12 protein-coding genes are annotated in these 22,719 nt (G+C 37.3%); 11 read left to right on the forward strand and 1 reads right to left on the reverse strand.

Features of this window, described 5'->3' with window-relative positions; all coding sequences use genetic code 11:
* Positions 1-173: 173 nt before the first annotated feature.
* The 11 genes from LPB89_RS16305 (at position 174) to LPB89_RS16350 (ending at position 21,662) form a co-directional block, all read left to right on the forward strand.
* Positions 174-1,907: a glycoside hydrolase family 43 protein gene (locus tag LPB89_RS16305; RefSeq protein ID WP_230702753.1), complete on the forward strand. Its 1,734-nt coding sequence runs from the start codon at positions 174-176 to the stop codon at positions 1,905-1,907.
* A gap of 10 nt (positions 1,908-1,917) precedes the next feature.
* Positions 1,918-3,156 carry an SGNH/GDSL hydrolase family protein gene (locus tag LPB89_RS16310; RefSeq protein ID WP_230702754.1) on the forward strand — a complete coding sequence of 413 codons (1,239 nt, stop codon included), beginning with the start codon at positions 1,918-1,920 and terminating at the stop codon, positions 3,154-3,156.
* Positions 3,157-3,215: 59 nt separating this feature from the next.
* Positions 3,216-5,654, forward strand: a complete 2,439-nt coding sequence (locus tag LPB89_RS16315) for an alpha/beta hydrolase-fold protein (RefSeq protein WP_255667765.1) — start codon at positions 3,216-3,218, stop codon at positions 5,652-5,654.
* Positions 5,594-5,938 (forward strand): esterase family protein, encoded by a 345-nt coding sequence (locus tag LPB89_RS21980; RefSeq protein WP_255667768.1) that lies wholly within the window; start codon positions 5,594-5,596, stop codon positions 5,936-5,938. The genes LPB89_RS16315 and LPB89_RS21980 overlap by 61 nt, the downstream gene beginning before the upstream one ends.
* 41 nt (positions 5,939-5,979) lie before the next feature.
* On the forward strand, positions 5,980-8,502 hold the full coding sequence (locus LPB89_RS16320) for a glycosyl hydrolase 115 family protein (protein ID WP_230702755.1): 2,523 nt from the start codon (positions 5,980-5,982) through the stop codon (positions 8,500-8,502).
* 29 nt (positions 8,503-8,531) lie between these two features.
* On the forward strand, positions 8,532-11,243 hold the full coding sequence (locus tag LPB89_RS16325) for a T9SS type A sorting domain-containing protein (protein WP_230702756.1): 2,712 nt from the start codon (positions 8,532-8,534) through the stop codon (positions 11,241-11,243).
* A 519-nt stretch (positions 11,244-11,762) separates the two neighbouring features.
* Complete coding sequence (locus tag LPB89_RS16330; RefSeq protein WP_230702757.1) at positions 11,763-13,982, forward strand: glycoside hydrolase family 127 protein; 2,220 nt, start codon at positions 11,763-11,765, stop codon at positions 13,980-13,982.
* Between the two features lie 13 nt (positions 13,983-13,995).
* A complete protein-coding gene (locus LPB89_RS16335; protein ID WP_230702758.1) occupies positions 13,996-15,552 on the forward strand; it encodes a glycoside hydrolase 43 family protein in 1,557 nt (518 codons plus the stop codon).
* Between the two features lie 55 nt (positions 15,553-15,607).
* Positions 15,608-18,202 (forward strand): xylan 1,4-beta-xylosidase, encoded by a 2,595-nt coding sequence (gene xyl3A, locus LPB89_RS16340; RefSeq protein WP_230702759.1) that lies wholly within the window; start codon positions 15,608-15,610, stop codon positions 18,200-18,202.
* A gap of 49 nt (positions 18,203-18,251) precedes the next feature.
* A complete protein-coding gene (locus tag LPB89_RS16345; RefSeq protein WP_230702760.1) occupies positions 18,252-20,195 on the forward strand; it encodes a glycoside hydrolase family 97 protein in 1,944 nt (647 codons plus the stop codon).
* A 528-nt stretch (positions 20,196-20,723) separates the two neighbouring features.
* Positions 20,724-21,662 (forward strand): hypothetical protein, encoded by a 939-nt coding sequence (locus tag LPB89_RS16350; protein WP_230702761.1) that lies wholly within the window; start codon positions 20,724-20,726, stop codon positions 21,660-21,662.
* Between the two features lie 681 nt (positions 21,663-22,343).
* On the opposite strand, the gene LPB89_RS16355 is transcribed toward LPB89_RS16350, so the two are convergent.
* Positions 22,344-22,712 (reverse strand): helix-turn-helix transcriptional regulator, encoded by a 369-nt coding sequence (locus LPB89_RS16355; protein WP_230702762.1) that lies wholly within the window; start codon positions 22,710-22,712, stop codon positions 22,344-22,346.
* Positions 22,713-22,719 lie beyond the last annotated feature (7 nt).

The raw sequence follows: 22,719 nt of genomic DNA on the forward strand, positions 1-22,719 counted from the left end.
ATAAATTTATAAGTTAGTTGAAGCTTAGCCGAGGGATAATTTCCTCGGCTTTTAAATTGTGAATTCAATTTGGAAACAGAACACGGATGACACGTATTTAAGCTGATTAGCGTGGATTTTTTTAGTTAAAATCTGGTAAATCGGTATAAAAATAAAACAAGAAAAAATACAAAATGAAACAGCGACAATTCGTTCTCTTAGTAGCCATAACGTTTCTCTTTTCTTTTACAGGAATTGCTGTTAAAGATACCATTACCGGAAAACAGAATGTAAAACCACCTGTTTTTTCTAATGTTGTGTATCAGGGAAATGATAGTATTTATAAAAATAATCCCTTAAAGCCGGATGAGTTTTATTCTCCCGTTTTACAGGGCTGTTATCCGGATCCTGCTATTACCAGAAAGGGCGATGATTATTTTATGGTGTGTTCTTCATTTGCTATGTTTCCGGGCGTACCTGTTTTTCATTCTAAAGATTTAGTGAATTGGACAGACCTGGGAGGCGTATTAAATAAAGTCTCCGAATTCAATCCGCACGATACCGGTATAAGCCAGGGGGTATATGCACCGGGAATTACGTATAATCCTCATAATGACACTTTTTATATGATTGTAACAGCCTTTTCAGGAGGTTTGGGCAATATAATAGTAAAAACAAAAGATCCGATGAAAGGCTGGGGGAGCCCAATCAAATTAGGTTTTGAAGGAATCGACCCTTGTATTTTTTTTGATGATAACGGCAAAGGCTATATAGTACATAATGACGCTCCGGATAAAGGAAAAGAACTGTATCAGGGACATCGTGTTATTAAAGTTTGGGAATATGATCTTGCGAAAGATCAGGTCATTCCTGGAACGGATAAAATTATTGTAGATGGCGGAGTAGACCTTTCTAAAAAACCAATCTGGATTGAAGCACCTCATTTGTATAAAAAAGACGGTCATTATTATTTAATGTGTGCTGAAGGAGGTACAGGCGGAAATCACAGTGAAGTTATTTTTATCAGTGACAGTCCGAAAGGGCCTTTTAAACCGGCATCAAACAACCCGATTCTGACCCAGAGATATTTTCCGAAAAACAGAAAAGACAAGGTAGACTGGGCCGGACACGCCGATTTAGTCCTCGGACCTGATAATAAATATTACGGCGTATTTTTAGGCGTTCGTCCGAATGATAAAGACAGGGTAAATACAGGACGTGAAACTTTTATGCTTCCGGTAGACTGGTCAGGAACTTTTCCGGTTTTTGAAAACGGATTAGTGCCTTTAGAACCAAAAATTAAAATGCCAAAAGGTGTTACCGAAAACAAAACAGGCAAAGACGGATTTTTCCCAAATGGAAATTTTACGTTTACCGAAAATTTTACTTCCGATAAATTAGATTACAGATGGATCGGACTTCGGGGGCCGCGTGAAAATTTTATTGCGGTAACCAAAAAAGGACTTCAGATTAATCCTTTCGATGTTAATATCAAGGAACTGAAACCTACGTCGACACTCTTTTACAGACAAATGCACAACACATTTTCTTTTGCCGCGACCATAGAGTACAAACCAGAATCTGAAAAAGATCTGGCCGGAATTACATGCCTGCAAAACGAGCGTTTTAATTATGTATTTGGCATCACCAAAAAAGGCAAAGACACCTATATTTTGTTAGAAAGAACAGAAAAAGGGCAGTCAAAAATAATGGCAAGTGCCAGAATTGAAATCAAAAAAAACATACGTCTTCAGGTAAAAGCCACCGGAGACCGTTACGAATTTAGCTATGCACTAAATGGTACCGATTTTCAAAACTTAGGCGAACCGGTTTCAGGCGATATTCTTTCAACCAATATGGCCGGAGGTTTTACAGGAGCTTTGGTGGGATTGTATGCAACAGCTGCAAATGATGCTCAGCCGCAATAAAAAATAAAACATGAAAAAGGAACATTTTAAAGGATTGTTGTTTGTACAAATCTTCTTTTTGGTTTTGTGTTGTGCGTCCGGTCAGTCGTCGATAATGGCACAGGGCAAATCAAAAACGGAGAATTGGGTCGGAACCTGGGCTTGCGCGCAAATGCTGGTCGAACCCAACAATATGCCGCCCGCTCCGGGACTTTCAGAAAATACACTTCGACAAATTATCAGGGTTTCTATTGGTGGAAAACGGATGAGATTGCGTTTTTCCAATATTTTCAGCGATCAGCCAACGGTTTTAAAATCAGTTAGTGTGGCCAATGTTGTCAATGCACCCGGTATTGATCCCAATTCTCAAAAAGAACTTCGTTTTAACGGAAAATCTGAGATAACCATAAATACGGAGCAGGAAGTTTTTTCAGATGCTTTTGATTTTGAATTACAACCCGGACAGCTTTTGGCGATTACCATCCATTACGGAAATACGTCGCAAAAAACATCGGGACATCCCGGTTCGCGAACCACTTCTTATATTCTTGAAGGCGATCAGATTCAAAATTCGGCTTTTGATGGCGCCGTAAAAACAGATCACTGGTATTCGATTATGGGATTGGACGTCCTGGCCGATAAATGGACTGCGAATATCGTTTGTTTGGGAAATTCCATTACAGACGGCCGAGGCTCAGGAACCAACAAACAAAATCGCTGGACAGATATTTTATCGGCACGATTATCGGCCAATAAAAAAACAGAAAAAACAGGTGTGTTGAATTTAGGAATTGGAGGAAATTGTGTTGTGAAAGGCGGATTAGGCCCAACGGCTTTAAATCGTTTTGACAGGGATGTACTATCTCAAAAAGGCACAAAATGGCTCGTAATTCTCGAAGGCATAAACGATATTGGAGGAATTAAAAATCCCGAAGATGCACCAATAAAAGCGCAGGAACTAATTGAAGCTTATAAACTGATGATTGACAAAGCGCATGCCAAAGGAATTAAAGTCTACGGCTGTACCATTTTGCCCTTTCAGAAATCATTTTATGATGCTCCTCACAAACAAGAAGCCCGTGATATTGTAAATGCCTGGATCAGAAATAGCAAATCCTTTGATGCCGTAATTGATTTTGATAAAGCAATGGTTTCAGAAGAAGGTTCAAAAACAATATCATCTAACCTGCACGACGGCGATTTTTTGCATCCAAATGAAGCAGGTTATGTTAAAATGGGAGAAGTTATAGATCTCAATTTATTTAAATAACAGTTTTGCATATTTGAATTCGGTTAAAATGATTTTTTGATAATAAAAACAAATCAACAATGAAATCAATACTTAGATTTTTCGCCTTCACGTTTCTTTTTTCAATAGCACAAAAGGGGTATTCCCAGGATTCCAACTTTCATATTTATCTGAGTTTTGGCCAATCCAATATGGAAGGATATGCCAAAATAGAACCACAGGATAAAGTAGGTGTCGACGATCGATTTCAGGTTTTACAAGCCGTCAATTGTCCTGAACTGAAACGTGATAAAGGAAATTGGTATACCGCCATACCGCCATTGTGCCGTTGCAGTACCGGACTAACGCCGGTTGATTATTTTGGACGAAATCTGGTAGCCAATCTCCCTAAAAATATAAAAGTTGGCGTAATCAATGTAGCCGTTGGAGGATGCAAAATAGAACTTTTTGACAAAGATAAAGCAGCAGAATATGTAGCAACGGCGCCAGACTGGATGAAAGGCATTCTAAAAGAATACGACGGAAATCCATATGCAAGATTGGTCGAACTGGCAAAAACAGCACAGAAAAAAGGAGTTATTAAAGGCATTTTACTGCATCAGGGAGAATCGAATACAGGAGATACACTTTGGACAAAAAAAGTCAAAATTGTCTACGATAATTTAATGAAAGATCTAAATCTGGATCCGAAAAAAGTACCGCTGTTATCGGGAGAAACCGTAAACGAAGACCAGAACGGTAAATGTGGCAGCATGAATAAAATTATTGCGACACTGCCAAAAACGATTCCCAATTCGTATGTTATTTCATCTAAAGGATGTACGGCAGAACCTGACTTTTTGCATTTTAATGCCGCAGGTTACAGAGATTTAGGAAGACGTTATGCTGATAAAATGCTTTCGTTATTGGGATATAAATTGGCTGATGGAAAAACGCCCTTTATAGTGCAGGCTCCCCTTGGTTTTGATCAGTTAAATACCAATATTCCGGCAGGAAAAACAGAAACAATTAGTTATGAGTCTAAAACGGTTGGTTCTACAAGAAAGGCGACTGTCTATACGCCTCCGGGATTTAATAAAAAGAAAAAATATCCGGTTTTGTATCTTTTACACGGAATAGGCGGCGATGAAAAAGAATGGCTCAACGGAGGGAATCCGCAAATTATATTAGACAACCTTTTTGCAGAAGGAAAAATTGAACCCATGATTGTAGTCATGCCAAACGGCAGGGCAATGAAAGACGACAGTGCGACCGGAAATATAATGGCGTCCGATAAAGTACAGGCTTTTGCTGTGTTTGAAAAAGATTTACTAAATGATCTGATTCCGTTTATCGAAAAAAAATACCCGGTTCTGAAGGACAGAGAGGACCGCGCAATCGCCGGATTATCAATGGGCGGCGGACAATCCTTAAATTTCGGATTGGGGAATCTGGATAAATTTGCCTGGGTTGGCGCTTTCTCAGCAGCTCCCAATACTAAAATGCCCCAAGAATTACTTCCCAATCCAGAAGAGGCAAAAAAGAAATTAAAACTGCTCTGGATTTCCTGCGGGGATAACGACTGGCTTATCGAAAACAGTAAACGAACGCACGATTATTTGTATAAAAATGATGTGCCTCATATTTATTATATCGAGCCCGGAGTCCACGATTTTAAAGTATGGAAAAACGGATTATATATGTTTTCACAGTTTTTGTTTAAACCTGTCGATCAATCCAATTTTGCAGCTTATACCGTTTTGGGTAATCCTGCACAAACGAATATTCGCACTGCAAAGTATCCTCAAATATTACCGGATAACAAAGTGCTTTTTAAAGTCAACGCTCCCCAAGCTTCAAAAGTACAAATCGATTTGGGCAAAAAATACGATATGACAAGGGATTCAGAAGGATTTTGGACTGTAACCACAGAGGTAATTAACAAAGGATTTAATTATTATTCCCTGCTGATTGATGGTGTTGCTGTCGCAGATCCGTCAAGTCAGACATTTTACGGTATGGGGCGTATGGCAAGCGGTATTGAAATTCCAAATAAAGAAGGAAATTTTTATGCTTTAAAAGACGTTCCGCATGGTGACATTCGAATAAATCAATACTTTTCAAAAACAACCAATTCGTGGCGTGAAATGTATGTGTATACACCTCCGGGTTACGATAATTCGACAGAAAAATATCCTGTTTTATATCTCCTTCATGGCGGAGGCGAGGATCAAACAGGCTGGGCGACGCAGGGGAAAGCAAACTTAATTTTAGACAATTTAATTGCCGAAAATAAAGCAAAGCCAATGATAATTGCCATGCTTGACGGCAATATGGGAAATACAGGCGGCGTGGCAGGTTTCAATGAAAATGCATTGAAAGCTTTTGAAAATGAATTAAAAACCGGAGCGATTCCTTTTGTAGAAAGCAATTTTAAAGTTGTAAAAGATGCTAAAACAGAGCTTTGGCCGGATTATCAATGGGAGGTTTGCAAACGCTTTATGCGGGCGTTAAAAATTCTGATTTGTTTTCTTATATAGGCGTTTTTAGTTCAGGCTGGTGGGCCAATAATACTACTTTATCTGATCCGCAATACGAGTTTATGAAAAATAATGTTGGGACGATTAATGCGAACATCAAAGAATTTTGGATTTCTATGGGCGGCAAAGAAGATATTGCTTTTGAAAATTGTAAAATAATGATGAAAAAGTTCGATCAGCTCGGAATCAAATATAAATACCGTGAATATCCGGGCGGACATACCTGGCCGGTTTGGAGGCACGATTTATTTATGTTTGCGCCATTATTGTTTCAGCAGAAATAAAGATTTTAAAATAGTAATTGAATTGCATAATAATAAAGTTCATGAATACATTTTCAAAATATAGCCTCTTATTTCTTATCGTTTTTAGTTGTACTTTTTTAAAAGCGCAGTCGTTTGTCACCACTCAAAAAGGGGACAATGTTATGGTACTGAAAGAGAAATCTTCATCCTTATCCTTTCTGGTTAGTAACGGAACAGATGCCGGTATTTTGCGTGCAATCACTAATTTGCAGTCTGATTTTGAAAAAGTTACGGGAGAAAAACCGTCGATCTTAAATCAGAAACCAAATTCATCATCACCACTAATTATTATTGGAACAATCGGAACCAATTCTGTTATTGATGATTTAGTTAAAGCAAATAAAATCGATGGAAAACAGCTCAAAGGCAAAAATGAAAAATTTAGTATTCAAAACATTAAAAATCCATTCAAAGGAGTAGAAGAGGCCATCGTAATTGCCGGAAGTGACAAACGCGGAACGATTTACGGCATTTACGAATTATCCAAACAAATTGGCGTTTCGCCCTGGTATTACTGGGCTGATGTGCCTGTGGAGAAAAAAGACAATCTGTATTTTGTAAAAGGAATTTATAGCGATGGAGAACCTGCCGTAAAATACAGAGGAATTTTTATCAATGACGAAGCGCCGGCATTAAGCGGCTGGTCGAAAGCAACATTTGGCGGATTTAACAGCAAGTTTTACGAAAAAGTTTTTGAATTACTGCTTCGGCTAAAAGCCAATTATATCTGGCCGGCGATGTGGGGAAATGCATTTTATGATGATGATCCCGCCAGCGGACCACTTGCCAATGAAATGGGAATTATCATCGGTACATCGCACCACGAACCAATGGCTCTGGCACAAACCGACTGGCACCGGTATATTAAAAAAAATAACCTCCCGAATGTTTGGGATTATAATAAAAATAAAACCGTTCTGGATGAATTCTGGAAAGGAGGATTAGAACGCAGCAAAAATTGGGAAAAGCTTATAACGGTAGGAATGCGCGGAGACGGTGATGAAGCCATGAGCGAAGGAACCAACATTGCTTTGCTGGAAAATATCGTAAAAGAGCAACGAAAAATTATTGCTGACGTAACGCAAAAAAAGCCTGAAAAAACACCTCAGGTTTGGGCTTTGTATAAGGAAGTTCAGGATTATTATGATCAGGGAATGCGTGTTCCGGATGATGTGATTTTACTTTTCTGCGATGACAATTGGGGAAATGTGCGCAAGCTTCCAGACGTGACAAAACGGTTGCATAAAGGCGGTTACGGCATGTATTATCATTTTGATTATGTGGGAGGTCCAAGAAATTCGAAATGGATCAATATAAGTCCGATACAAAGAGTTTGGGAACAGATGAATCTGAGTTACGAACATGGCGTTGATAAAGTCTGGATTGTAAATGTTGGAGATTTAAAGCCAATGGAATTTCCGATCAGTTTCTTTTTAGAAATGGCGTGGAATCCTAAAAAGTTTAATTCTCAAAATCTTTTTGAATTTACAGAGAAATGGGCTGCAGATCAGTTCGGAACAAAACATGCCAAAGAGATCGCAAGACTATTAAATACCTATCCAAAATTTAATCGAAGAGTTACTCCCGAAATGCTCGACAGCAAAACCTACAGTCTGGAAAATTACAATGAATTTCAAACGGTTGTCAATGAGTACAAAAATCTGGCGCTCGATGCCTATCGAATTTACAATGAGATTCCAAAGGAATATCAGGATGCTTATTTTCAATTGGTTTTGTATCCTATAGATGCCTGCAGTAACCTTTATGAAATGTATTTTGCCCAGGCGAATAACAGAAAGCTGGCGGCAGAGAAAAACATTCTGGCTAATACTTTTGCAGATCAGGTAAAAAGAAATTTTGAAAGAGATTCTGTACTTCAAAACAAATACAACAATGAAATTTCAGGTGGAAAATGGGCACATATGATGGATCAGATGCGAATTGGGTATAAGGCCTGGCATGATACTCCGAAAAACATTTTGCCGGAAATCACTTATGTTTCAGAAAAAGAGCAGCTAGTTTCAAAGGTATTCGTAGAAAAGGACGGATATGTTTCTATCGAGGCAGAACATTTTTCTAAAGTAAATAATTCAGCTGCCATTCACTGGGAAGTTATTCCTGATTTTGGAAAAACAAAAAGCGGAATTACGACATTTCTGCAAAATAAATATCCTACTCAGAACGACAATATTTTTGTGGAGTATGAAATTGATTTTACTTCAACAGGAGAATTTAATCTGGAACTGCTTTTGGCACCAACACTTAATTTCAACAGCAACAAAGGCCTTCGTTATGAGGTTTCTTTTGATGAAGAAAAACCGCAAACCATAAATTTTAACGGACATTACCGTGGTGAATTAGGAAAATGGCAGGCCGAACACCTGATTCATTCGGGTACTAAACATACCATTTTGAAACCCGGAATACATGTTTTGCGCTTTCGTGTTTTAGATCCCGGAATTGTGCTGCAGAAAATTGTCATTAATACCGGAGGATTAAAGCCGTCTTATCTCGGACCTCCTGAAAGTAATATTAAATTCTAAATTTTTAACGGATTAAATTTTAGTAGAATATGAAAAAATTATACAAGCTAAGTTCAATATGGTTTGCCTTTTTATTGGTGTCATCTGTTCAGTTAAGTGCGCAAAATGCGAAAGTACAAATTGATAAAAATAGGACATATCAAAAAGTTACTGGTTTTGGAGGTTTTGTATGCAGTCCCCAGTTTGGTTACAATCACATGTCTGTTGAAGAAATTAAAAAAATGTGGGGAGCAAACAGTGAAGCCGGTTATAACATTATGCGTCTTTATATTCCGGGAGAGAGTAACTGGTCCTCATCGCTTGCAACTGCAAAATTAGCCAAAAATGATTTGGGATTAAAGATTTTTGCAAGTCCCTGGACAATGCCCGCAGAATGGAAAACGAACAACAGTGAAGTTGCCGTTTACACAGATGAAAATGGAGTGGAGCAAATTGGCTATCTGAAAGAAGAACATTATGAAGATTATGCTTTGTATCTTAATCGTTATGTAACCTATCTTCGTGATAATGGAGTAGAACTCGATTATATTTCAATTCAAAATGAGCCTGATGAAAGAGCGACTTATCAAGGCTGTATATGGACACCCGCACAAATCGCTGCATTTGTTAAAAATTACGGACATCTTATTAATTGTAAAGTTATTGCACCGGAAAGTGTTGGTTATTCAGATGCTTTTTCAAATGCTTTTCTCGATGCCGATGTCATGCAAAACTTTGAAGTCTACGGTGTTCATCAGTATGGAGGTATTCAGTCCAAATACAAACAATTTCAGAATTATAACAAGGAAATATGGATGACAGAATATCTCATTAACTGGAATTCCGGAGGTACGGTTCGTGATTTTGATTGGGGAATTGATGCTTTTAGTTTCGCAAACAGTGTGAATGATGCTTTGTTAGGAAATGTTAATGCCTGGATTCATTATTCCGCTAAACGATATTATGCACTGATGGGAGATGGAACAAACGGAACAGTATCCGGAGAAATTACCAAAAGAGGGCATATACTTTCGCAATATGCAAAATTCACTACAGGTACAACACGTGTAGAATCAACGTGGAGTGACACTACTGCACAGCTTAAAGGTTCTTCGTATATAAATGATACAGGCGATAAAATTGTTCTTACTATAATTAATCCATCACAAAACACCTATAATCTTACTGTCGATTTGCCATTTTATTCTGTAAAAGGAACTAAAACAATTACCAGCCAGAGTATTGATGTACAAAATACGGCGATAAGTTTTGCTGAAACATTTCGTCCGGTAATAAGTATAGATGCTTCAAGTTTTATTACGCTGACATTTGAAAAGAGCAAGGAAAGGGTACCTTCACAAATGACCGGTAAAGAAGTTCATTACGCTAAAATTGAAAATCAGTCTGTCACAAATCCTGCATTTGGAACAACCTATCAAATGAGCGGTAAGACAGTGACATTTTCAAACGCAAGCCCATTAATAAGTACCAGTATGAACGATTCTAACGGATATTTGAAATTAGACAACCGTTACAATAAATTTATACTGCATGTTAAAAGTTTTACTAGTGCAAATCAAGCCAATACTGACAATACGACTTTGTATTATATCAATGACAATGGCGAAGTAAAATCTAAAAATTACGGAAAGTTTAATTTCCCTGCCGGCGTCGAATTTGATTTGACATTTGATATTTCTAAATCCGTTCTTACAGATGGATGTACCGGAATTATTGGTTTACGAAATTCAAATTACAGTTCAGTACTTACTTTAAATTTGGGCGATGTATATTTTAATATTGCTGACGAAAAATCAGCCGAATTTGGAGGAATATATTCCAATAATGACAGCCTTCTGATGGATGCTCTGCAAAACACCAGCTATGTATCATTAGATTTTAGAAACGCCACCGGTATCAGTTCATCTGAGGATTGGCATGCCAAATCAGCAAATAAAAACAGTATTTTTTATGTAGCGGCTAATAATACTGCTGATAATGTGGTATCAGGAACAACGTGTAACAGTCTAAAACTTATGGATCAGGGAGGAGATTTTAATGTTCCTTTCGGCTTTTCGGCAATAGCTGCTTCTTTTACCAAAACTATTACAGGTTATGATGTTTTGGTTCTTCCGTATGAAGCCACTATACCTCAGGATGTAATGGCTTACACGCTACAGCCTTCATCCGTTAAAATAATCTGTAATAAAATTGAAGGTGTCATTCCGGCAAATACCCCTGTTTTACTGAGCGGTTCAGGTACATTTGTTTTCAGTGGTACCGGAAATGTTTCAACACCAAAAAATTTAACTGTCAATAAAATAAATCCGGTTTACATTGGTGTTAAAGCGCCTGCAGGAAGTTATACAATGAAGACAGTAAATAATGTTACTGCATTTTATCCTGTAGCAGCAGGAAGTGAACCCTTAATTTCATCATTTAATTTTTACTTAAGTGAAAAAAGCGGTTATAATGCCACCGTGCTTCCATTGGAATTTACCACATTAGGCACGGTTCAAAATGAATTAGAGGAAGCTGGTTTCAAATTATATCCAAATCCTGCGTTGGAGGAAATTTTTATTGATAAGATGACTTCTGATTTTGAGTATAAAATTTTTAATGTTCAGGGCAGTTTAGTGAATTCAGGAACCTTGAAAAACGGCAACACCAGAATAAAAATAGAATCACTGCCTGCAGGAGTTTATTTTATTAACGGAACAAAAGATAAATCTAAAATAAGTAGAAAATTTATAAAAAAATAAAGATTAAAATTCAGGATAACAGATAAGAAAAGAGTTGCAAAGCCTCCTAAAACAATGGTGGCTTTAAAGCTGGACTACAAGAATATTTACCCTGCGATATTAAATTATCATAGGTTTTCGGATTTTCATGATCTGCGAAGGAAGCAAAATTTATTTGCCTGGTATTTGAATTAAAATGTAATATCTAAATGATTTCTTTTTATTTTGAGTTATTTTCTTAAAAATATTTGATTTAAAAACATAAATGATAAAAATAGGGCTTTTTTATTGAAGAATTATTTTTTACATTTTAAAAAGTGTTATTTTTACACTTTTAACAAACAGCCGATAGAACTAGTTCATTTTCTAGTTTTAAGAATAGTATTCTTTAGTCTTATTTCTTGTTCTAAAAAATAAATAGGGTCAATCTGTTCGTAAGAAAAAGGAAAAATATTTAAAAGATTAAAAAAAATTAGAATGAAATACAGTTTTATATTTTGTTTTTGTACACTGTTACTGTGCCATGTGACAGAAGCTCAAATGAAAACATTTGACTTGAACGAGGTAAGACTAACTAAAGGAGTATTTAAAAATGCTCAGGATGTAGATCTGAAGTATATTTTAGAACTCAATCCGGACCGGCTTTTAGCGCCGTATCTTATCGCTTCGGGAATACCCGTAAAAGCAGAACGTTACGGCAATTGGGAAAGCATAGGACTTGACGGGCATATTGCCGGACATTATCTTTCGGCATTGGCGATGATGTATGCTTCGACCGGAAATACGGAAGTTAAAAACCGATTGGATTATATGATTTCGGAGTTGGAAAAATGTCAGCAAAAAAATGGTAATGGGTATGTGGGCGGAATTCCGCAGGGAAAAGTTTTTTGGGACCGAATTCACAACGGAGACATTGACGGAAGTAATTTTGGATTAAACAATACCTGGGTGCCGTTGTACAATATTCACAAGCTTTTTGCCGGTTTAATCGATACGTATCGTTACACCGGAAATGAAAAAGCAAAACAGGTTTTAATAAAACTGGGCGATTGGTTCATCGAATTAATTCGTCCGCTTTCAGAGGAGCAGATTCAAAATATATTAAAAACAGAACACGGCGGTATAAACGAATCTTTTGCCGATTTGTATATCATTACAAAGGACAAGAAATACCTGGAAACCGCCGAGAAAATGTCGCATTTGGCGATATTAGTTCCGCTAGAGAAAAAAGAAGATAAGTTAACAGGATTGCATGCCAATACCCAAATACCGAAAGTAATTGGGTTTGAGAAAATCGGTGTACTTTCCGGAAACAAAGACTGGACAGATGCCGCGCAGTTTTTCTGGGAAACCGTTACCCAAAAACGCAGCGTAGCTTTTGGCGGAAACAGTGTTGCCGAACATTTTAATCCAACCGAAGATTTTAGCGGCATGTTAAAATCAAATCAGGGACCGGAAACATGTAACTCCTACAATATGGAACGTTTGAGCAAAGCGTTGTTTCTGGACAAAAACCAGGTAAGTTATCTTGATTTTTACGAGCGAACGCTTTACAATCATATTCTTTCGAGCCAGCATCCGGAAAAAGGAGGGTTTGTTTATTTTACACCCATCAGACCCAATCATTATCGCGTCTATTCTCAACCCGAAACCAGTATGTGGTGTTGTGTGGGTTCAGGGCTTGAAAACCATTCTAAATATGGAGAGTTAATCTACAGCCATACAGAAAATGATGTTTTTGTAAATCTTTTTATTCCGTCCACTTTAGACTGGAAAGAAAAGAATATTTACATCGAACAAAGTACAAAATTCCCCTATCAGAATAGCACAGACCTTGTTTTAAAACTAAAGAAAAGCGAGACATTTTTGATGAATATCCGTTGTCCGGAATGGGCTGAAAATTTTGAAATTTCAATCAATGGAAAAATTCAGAAAATAGAAGCAAAGCCCTCCAGTTATGTAGTGCTCAAACGAAAATGGAAATCAGGAGATCAGATCACAGTTACATTTAAGACTTCGACACATCTGGAAAATTTGCCGGACGGCTCAAACTGGAGTGCTTTTGTAAACGGACCTATTGTATTGGCAGTCAAAACATCAAATAAAGATTTAGACGGATTATTTGCCGATGACAGCCGAATGGGACATGTTGCCTCAGGTAAATATTATCCTTTGGATCAGGCATATGAAATGATAGGTGAAAAATCAGCTTATATCGCAAAATTGAAGGAATCAGGAAACCTTCATTTTCGTTTAGATTCTTTAGAATTACAGCCGTTTTTTGAAGTTCATGACGCGCGTTATCAAATGTATTTTCAAAATTATACCAAAGAACAGTATCAGGAAAAGCATGCTCTTTTAAAACAGCAGGAAATTGAAGCATTGGCTTTGGAAGCTAAAACTATCGATAAAATTAATTGCGGCGAACAGCAGTCAGAAGTGGATCACGGATATAAAGGCGAAAAAAGTGATTCGGGTTATGATGATACAATGGCCTGGAGAAGTACGCGATCGTATATTTCCTATCAGTTATTAAATAAAAATAAGTCCGGAAAATATCTGGATATAAGTTGTACAGACGATTCTAAAACAGATAAAATCACCATTCTTATCAATGAAAAACCAGCACAGATTATTGCTCTGGAAAATAAAACCATTCGATTAAAAGTTGAAAAAATTGAAATTGTAAACATTACAATAAAATCTATTGATGGCAGCAATAGTCCGAGGTTTCATCAATTCAGAATTTTAAAGGATTAAAAAAATAAACCAGATGAAAATTAGAAACGTTTTTTTTAGTCTTGTTCTGCTTTTTAGTCTGTGTAATTATGGACAAAATAAGGCGAAGAATCCGGTCATTTTTGCCGATGTTCCTGATATGTCTATCATTCGTGTAAACGATATTTATTACATGAGCAGTACGACCATGCACATGAATCCCGGTGTTCCCATTATGAAATCTACCGACTTAGTAAATTGGAAAATTGTCAGCTATGCTTATCAAACATTAGAAAATGATAACGATAAACTAAATCTGGATAATGGAAAAAATGATTACGGAAGAGGTTCGTGGGCGAGCAGTCTCAATTATCACAATGGAATTTATTATGTAAGCACCTTCTCGGGAACGATGGGCAAAACCTATATTTTTTCGACAAAAGATATAGAAAAAGGCTCTTGGAACCGGGTAGTTTTGAACACTTCCTATCACGATCATTCAATTTTTTTTGATGATGACGGAAAGACTTATATGGTTTGGGGTGCAGGAAAACTGCATATTGTAGAATTAAATTCAGACTTATCAAATATAAAAGGAGAAACAGAAAAAGTGCTGATAGAAAATGCCAGTGCACCTGCTGGTAACAATATTATGCTGCAATCTGAAGGTTCACAGCTTTTTAAAATCAAAGGCAAATATTACCTGTTTAACATCGTCTGGCCAAAAGACGGAATGCGAACGGTAATTGTACACAGGGCAGATAATATTACAGGCCCGTGGGAAGGAAAAGTCGGTTTACAGGATTTAGGTGTTGCCCAGGGCGGACTTATCGATACACCAGACGGAAAATGGTTCTCTTATTTGTTCAGGGATTTTGGCGGTGTAGGGCGAATTCCTTATCTGGTTCCGGTGAAATGGAAAAATGACTGGCCAGTTTTAGGCGAAAATAACAAAGTGCCGGAGAATCTTGATTTACCGGCAAGCAAAGGTTTAATTCCCGGAATTGTAAATTCGGATGATTTTAACCGGAAAAAAAATGATCCCGATTTGCCTTTGGTCTGGCAATGGAATCATAATCCGGACAATTCGCTTTGGTCGGTAAAAGAAAGAAAAGGTTTTTTAAGGTTAAAAACCGGAAGAACCGACAGCAGTTTTGTTCAGGCGAAAAATACGTTAACGCAAAGAACTTTTGGCCCGGAAAGTTCAGGAACAATTCTGGTTGAGGTTTCTAAAATGAAAGACGGTGACTTTGCAGGACTTTCTTTATTGCAAAAAGAGTACGGATTAGTTGGCGTAAAAGCTGAAAAAGATTCAAAAAAAATCGTAATGATTGAAGCACTGAACGATATTCCAACAACAATAGAAAGTATTCCTTTAACCCAAAATAAAGTTTATTTCAAGGCAGAATGCAATTTTAAAGATAAGGCAGATGAAGGCCGGTTTTTTTACAGTTTAGATGGAAAAAAATGGATCAGTATTGGAAAAAAAATAAAACTGCCATATACACTTCCTCATTTTATGGGCTATCGATTTGGGTTATTCAACTATGCCACAAAAAGCGTGGGAGGCTTTGTTGACTTTGATTTTTTTCATATCGAAGATCAAATTTAAAAAAATTAGTAGTCGATTAGCGTCGCAAAATATTCATTATATAATTCAGAAAATCATGAAAATTAGTTATCTGTTTATCATAAGTTGTGTTTGTATTTTTAGTGTAAACGCACAGCAATACCGTTTTAAGGATGCATCTCTGAGTTCAACAGAACGTGCAAAAGATTTAATTTCAAAATTAACACTTGAAGAAAAAGCGGCATTAATGTGTGATCAAAGTGATCCGATACCAAGACTTGGCATTAAAAAATTCAATTGGTGGAGCGAAGCGCTGCACGGTTATGCGAACAACGATAATGTTACTGTTTTTCCGGAACCTATAGGTATGGCAGCTTCATTTGACGATCAGTTGGTATACAATGTTTTTAATGCAGTTTCTGATGAAGCCCGTGCCAAATACAACCAATGGATTCAGGGCGGTAACGAAAACAAACGATTTCTGAGTCTTTCAGTCTGGACACCGAATGTCAATATTTTCAGGGATCCGCGCTGGGGACGTGGGCAGGAAACGTATGGTGAAGATCCGTATTTAACTTCCCGAATGGGAATTTCAGTTGTGAAAGGACTTCAGGGTCCGGCAGGTGCCAAATACCGCAAACTTCTGGCCTGCGCCAAACATTTTGCCGTGCATTCAGGACCGGAATGGAGCCGACACGAACTGAATTTGAATAATGTTGATCCGCGTGAATTATACGAAACTTATTTGCCGGCTTTTAAAGCATTGGTACAAGACGCTGATGTGCGTCAGGTTATGTGTGCCTATCAGCGATTGGATGATGAACCTTGCTGTAGTAATACGCGTTTATTGCAACGAATTTTACGTGATGAGTGGGGGTACAAATACATGGTTGTTTCAGATTGCGGAGCCGTTACAGATTTTTATACCACGCACAAAGTTTCGTCAGATGCAACACATGCCGCATCAAAAGCCGTTCTGGCAGGAACCGATGTAGAATGTGTCTGGGAGAAATATCCGTTTAAAAACTTACCGGAAGCGGTTGAGAAAGACTTAATAAAAGAAGCTGATATTGATAAAAGCCTGCTTCGTGTTTTAACCGGCCGTTTCGATTTAGGCGAAATGGATGATGACGCCATCGTGCCGTGGGCTCAAATTCCGGCTTCGGTGCTGAATAGCAAAGAGCACCAGAAATTAGCGCTCGAAATGGCGCAAAAATCGATGACGCTTTTGCAGAATAAAAACAATATTCTGCCTTTAAACAAAGTAATTAATAAAGTGGCCGTTATTGGCCCAAATGCCGATAATGAACCCATGTTATGGGGAAATTACAACGGAACGCCTGTTAAAACTATTACCATTAAAAGCGGAATAGAATCAAAAGTTAGCGCAAATAAAATCGTGTATGATAAAGCCTGTGATTTGGTAGAAGACAAGGTAAACCAAAGTTATTTTGACCAAATTTCATTTGAAGGAAAAAAAGGAATGAAAGCCACGTATTGGAACAATCCAAACAGAGAAGGCAACAGCATTATAGTACAGCAAATTGTAAACCCGATAAAAATGACGACTGCCGGACAGCATGAATTTGCTTCGGGAGTGAAATTAGAAGGATTTTCGGCAAAATATGAAACCGAATTTGTGGCTAAAGAAAATGACAGTCTTGTTTTTAAAACAGGCGCTACCGGAGCTTTTGAATTATTGGTGAATGATAAATCTTCAGCAAAATACACCAATTGGAGAACGCTTCCCGGTAAATTTAAATTTGCAGTTGAAGCCGGTAAAAAATATAAAATTGAAATTCTGTACGCACAATCCAACAATTGGCAGGCAAATCTTGAATTCGATTTTGGAAAAGAACATGATATCAATTTCGCAGCATTGCTTCAAAAATTAAAAGGTATCGATACGGTAATTTTTGTCGGTGGGCTTTCGACTTTGCTGGAAGGAGAAGAAATGCCGGTTTCTTATCCCGGTTTTAAAGGCGGTGACCGAACCAATATTGAACTTCCTGCAGTACAAAGAAAATGTTTACAGGAACTGAAAGCGGCAGGTAAAAAAGTAATTTTTGTAAACTGTTCCGGTTCTGCAATTGCTCTGGATCCTGAAACAGCAAGCTGCGACGCCATTTTACAAGCATGGTATCCGGGAGAATCCGGAGGCCAGGCTGTGGCAGATGTTCTTTTTGGAGATTATAATCCCGCTGGAAAACTGCCGGTTTCCTTTTATAAAAATTCGGAAGTCTTAGGTGATTTTGAAGATTATTCGATGAAAGGACGTACGTACAGATACACGACAAATGTTTTATTTCCGTTTGGTTTTGGTTTAAGCTATTCTAAATTCCAAATTGGAAAAGCAAATCTGGTCAAGACAAAAATAAAAGCGAATGAAAATACACAATTAAACTTTTCGATTAAAAATACAAGTAAACGAGAAGGAACAGAGATTGTTCAGGTTTATATCCGAAAAGTTAATGATACCAATGGTCCTTTAAAAACACTGAAAGCTTTTAAACGAATTCAATTAAAAGCAGGCGAAAGCCAGAATGTATCAATCGATTTGCCGCCTTCGTCATTTGAATTTTATGACGCAAAAAACATCGGAATGAATATAACTTCCGGAGAATATGAAGTGTTGTACGGAACGAGTTCAGACGCTAAAGATTTAAAAATGACTAAAGTGTCAATTCAATAAACTTCCTGTCCTGTTACCAATTAATAAAGTAATTAATCAAAAGTGTGTTATGAATTTTAAGTATGTTTTATGTGTATGTCTGTTCAGTTTTTTAAAATTAAGTGCACAATCAGTTGTAAAAAGTCCGGATGGGAAATTAAAAGTTTCTGTTTCAATCTCAGGCGGAATGCCTTTTTATAGCATTTCATACAATGAAAAAACGTTCTTAGAAAATTCTCCGCTTGGTTTAAAAACAAATGTGGGTGACTTTTCAGCAGGATTGGTTTTAAAACAAAATCCGGATCAAAATAAAATTGATGAAACGTATCAATTGCCTAATATCAAGCAAAGTAATATACATTATGAAGCTAACGAAGCGATCTTTTCTTTTACTAAAGAAACGAAACCTGCGATTGATGTAATTTTCAGGGTTAGCAATAATAATGTGGCTTTTAAATATAAAATTCATTCACAAAAAGAAACACGTGCCTGTGTGGTGCAGGAAGAAGCTTCAGGTTTTCTTCTGCCTCAGGGAACAACGACATTTCTTTGCCCGCAAAGCAAACCCATGACAGGATATGCCAGAACTGCACCAAGTTATGAAACATCGTACGCATTAGATGAGGCAATGGGCAAAAACGGCATTGGCGAAGGCTATACATTTCCGTGTCTTTTTAAAGTAAATAATAACGGCTGGGTTTTAATATCTGAGACCGGCGTTGACGGAAATTACTGTGGCAGCAGATTAATCGGTCGTGAAAAAGGATTGTACACGATTGGTTTTCCAATGGCAGGGGAAAACAATGGAAACGGAACTACAGCACCTGGAATTGCACTTCCCGGAGAAACTCCGTGGCGGACTATTACAGTAGGTGAAACGCTCGGGCCTATTGTAGCCACGACAATTCCGTTTGATTTGGTTCAGCCAAAATACAAAGCCTCAAAAGAATATCAATATACAAAAGGCACCTGGAGCTGGATTATGAAAATGGACAACAACACCACTTTTCCGGTACAAAAACAATACATCGATTTCAGTAATGCTTTGGGGTATGAAACCATCCTCATTGATGCACTTTGGGATACACAGATCGGAAAAGATAAAATTGCCGAATTAGCGGAATACGGGCGATCAAAAAACGTGGGTTTGTATTTATGGTACAACTCAAATGGGTACTGGAATGATGCACCGCAGGGACCAAGAGGCATGATGGATAATGCAGCAGTTCGTCGTCAGGAAATGGCGTGGATGAAAAGTATTGGCGTAAAAGGAATTAAAGTAGATTTTTTCGGCGGAGACAAACAAGTCACCATGAAGTTATACGAAGATATCCTGACAGATGCGAATGATTTTGGTATAATGGTTATTTTCCATGGCTGTACATTGCCGAGAGGCTGGGAGCGTATGTATCCGAATTATGCAGCAAGCGAGGCGGTTTTGGCGAGCGAAAATCTGCATTTTGGGCAGGTAAGCTGTGATAATGAAGCTGCAAATGCGGCGACACATACTTTTATTCGAAATACAGTTGGCAGTATGGATTTTGGCGGAAGTGCCTTAAATAAATTTTACAATAGTGATAATATCCCCAATAAAGGTTCAAAACGAATTACTTCTGATGTATTTGCTTTGGCTACAGCCGTACTTTTTCAAAGTGGCGTGCAGCATTTTGCATTGGCACCAAACAATTTAACCGATGCTCCGGAGTGGGCTGTTAATTTTATAAAAGAAGTTCCAACAACCTGGGATGAGGTTCGTTTTCTGGAAGGATATCCAGGTAAATATGTCATTATTGCCCGCCGAAAAGGAATTAAGTGGTATATCGCGGGTATAAATGCTCAGAAAGAAACCCTGAAAATTAAACTAAAACTGCCTATGATTGCTTCGGGAACCACTTTAAAATATTATTCAGATGATGCGCAATTAAAAGGAAAAAAAGAAACATTAAAACTTAAAAAAAATCAGGAAGCTGAAATTGAAATTCCCTGCAACGGAGGAGTACTTCTGTTGCATTAATTGCAGATGAGCTAGTAAGTATTTCTTGATTTTTGTCCAGTGATGAAATGGTATTTTTATCTATCATTACCTACCTTATCCCTAAATAATCAGCCCCTGTTTATGGGACATTTTGGCATTGACCGATATAGTTCTTTTTACCATACAAAAAGAGGACAAAGTCGTGTGCGAAAAAGGCAGCAATCTTGATTTATGCCGGAAGATTTTCAACACCTACTTTTGGATTTCTATTTTTGGAGTAGTAAAGTTTTATTTATATACTTCCTAATTACAGGTAACAGAAATATAATTAGGAAGTATAAAAAGTAATGCGTACCATTATAGTCAAATTAACCATAAGTCAGGTGTTACATGTGATCAGGTCTATTTTAAGGAGATCTGACTTAATTCCACTTCTGTGTTTTGTAAAAATAATTGTTCACTTTACTAATTTTAAGAATTATGATAACAACACGAAAAAATATTGCATCAGGCACTTCAGGGCCAGTGAAAAAAAATGATCAATTTCATTTTAAATTCTTTGCAGGTATGGCATTAATTCTATTACTGTTTTCTTCCTGCAGCAGTGACAATTCGTCTCAGGAAGTTCCTAAAGAAATAAATACACTCGCATGCAAAAACAGGCCCGGCCAAATATCTTTCGGAGGCGATACCAATACTATAGTATATAATTCGCAGGACAAGCCGATAGAAATAACCACCAGGGAATATAATAAGGCTGCTCCGGCAGAACCGCCGATAACAAGAATTTTTAAAATAGACTACAATGCGCAGGGAAATGTTGATAAAGTATCAAAATCTATAGGCAATAATCTGGAATCGTCCTACCGATTGGAATATAATTCCGGCGGAAAAGTAATAAAACAATCGGAGTTCAATGCGCTGGGTGTATTAGTTTCATCTACTGACGCACACTATGATGACAGCAATGTCCTGACCGGAATCACGACACACAAAATAGGAACTACGGCAGAGGTGACAACCAGCTACGAATATGCAGATGGCAATTTAAGTAAAAAATCAGTTCAGAACCTTTACGACCTTGATTCGCAGGAATATTATACTGCTGATTACACCTATACTTATTTCCTGGACAGGGAAAACAAAGTAAAGCCTTATTTCGAGGGACCTGTGGGATTGCTTTTTATCTCAAATGTGTCAAATCAGCAATCTTTGCAATACCTTCCTAATTATGTTCCCTACCAATTGTTCTTTGCCAATGAGACCTCTTCCGAAAAAAAGATGCTAAAGAATATTGAAATTATAGCACATCGTTACTCAACACGTGACACTACTAAAATTGACTATTCGTACGAATTTGACACCGATGGATTTCCAACTGTGCAGAGGGGGAAGTTTACGAATATCACCCGTCGTTATGTGTCAACTCCATTTGGTGGTTCTGTATTGCTTGTTACGCCCCACGAAAGCACTATCGAAAAGACTATTAACTTTTTTTGTAACTAGATAAAATTCTTTCTTTGTAACAACTTTGTCGCGCAATAAAAACACATAAACAGAAACTACTGTTTTAGGATTAATCCGGAATCCGGAATTTAGATTTTTTAAATTTTATTCATTAAAAAAGTTCTAATTTTCATTAGGATTTTTTTGGTGGGAGAGCAGCAGGATTTGAACCTTAAGTTTGCAACCCGCAAAAAAACCGCCTTGCATGAAATACAAGACGGCTGTCCATAAAAACATAATCTTCCATTTTATGCTTCTATCTGTTTTTATAAAGTTGTAAGTACTTTACAGCACTTACCTTTTTTTCTTTTTTATCATGATAATATAGTATCCGTAGGCAAGAGCAATGATTATTAGAACCAAATCCGAATTAGGGTTAACGATAGAATTAATCATATTATTAACTTCTGTTACCAAATTTAAAACTGGCCAATCGCCGAATCTTTTCAGCACTATAAAAAAAGTGCAGCCCTGACTTTATAAAAATACAGCAGTCTGGCAGTATATAGCTTTTGTTCCGGATGTAAAATATAACTTACAGTAATAATTAACGATAATTTCAAAACCATTTTGTCTTAAAGCCGGGGTTATTTATAAATGTTTCAAACAAATACACCACCGCGGTTCTGTTGTCATTCATCATCAGCTATAGTACTAAAAAAACGGTCCGAAAACCAATATTTAAAGGCCACCATATTTATCCTTGTAATTTTCAAGTTCATTATTGGTCTTATCCAGCAGTTTCTCCAGCAGTATAATTTTATCCTGGTAGAGCATCTCAATGTTAGAAAGATTACCCTGCTCAGAGGTGTTGAACTTCATAAAATCGTTCTTAAGGTACAGACTGCTTTCAAACGCTATAAGATTAATGAGATCCATTTCAAATATAAACGCGATCTCTTCTAATTTATCGCAACTCAGCGTTATGGTACCTTTTTCAATCTTACTGTAGCCCGCCTGGGTAATGTTAAGCATTACGGCCATATATTCCTGAGTATAATCTTTAAGTTCCCTGATGCTTTTTATATTTTCGTTTATTTTTTCCGCCATTTGAATT

The sequence above is a fragment of the Flavobacterium sp. ENC genome (assembly GCF_020991415.1).
In the GTDB taxonomy this organism is placed as follows: domain Bacteria; phylum Bacteroidota; class Bacteroidia; order Flavobacteriales; family Flavobacteriaceae; genus Flavobacterium.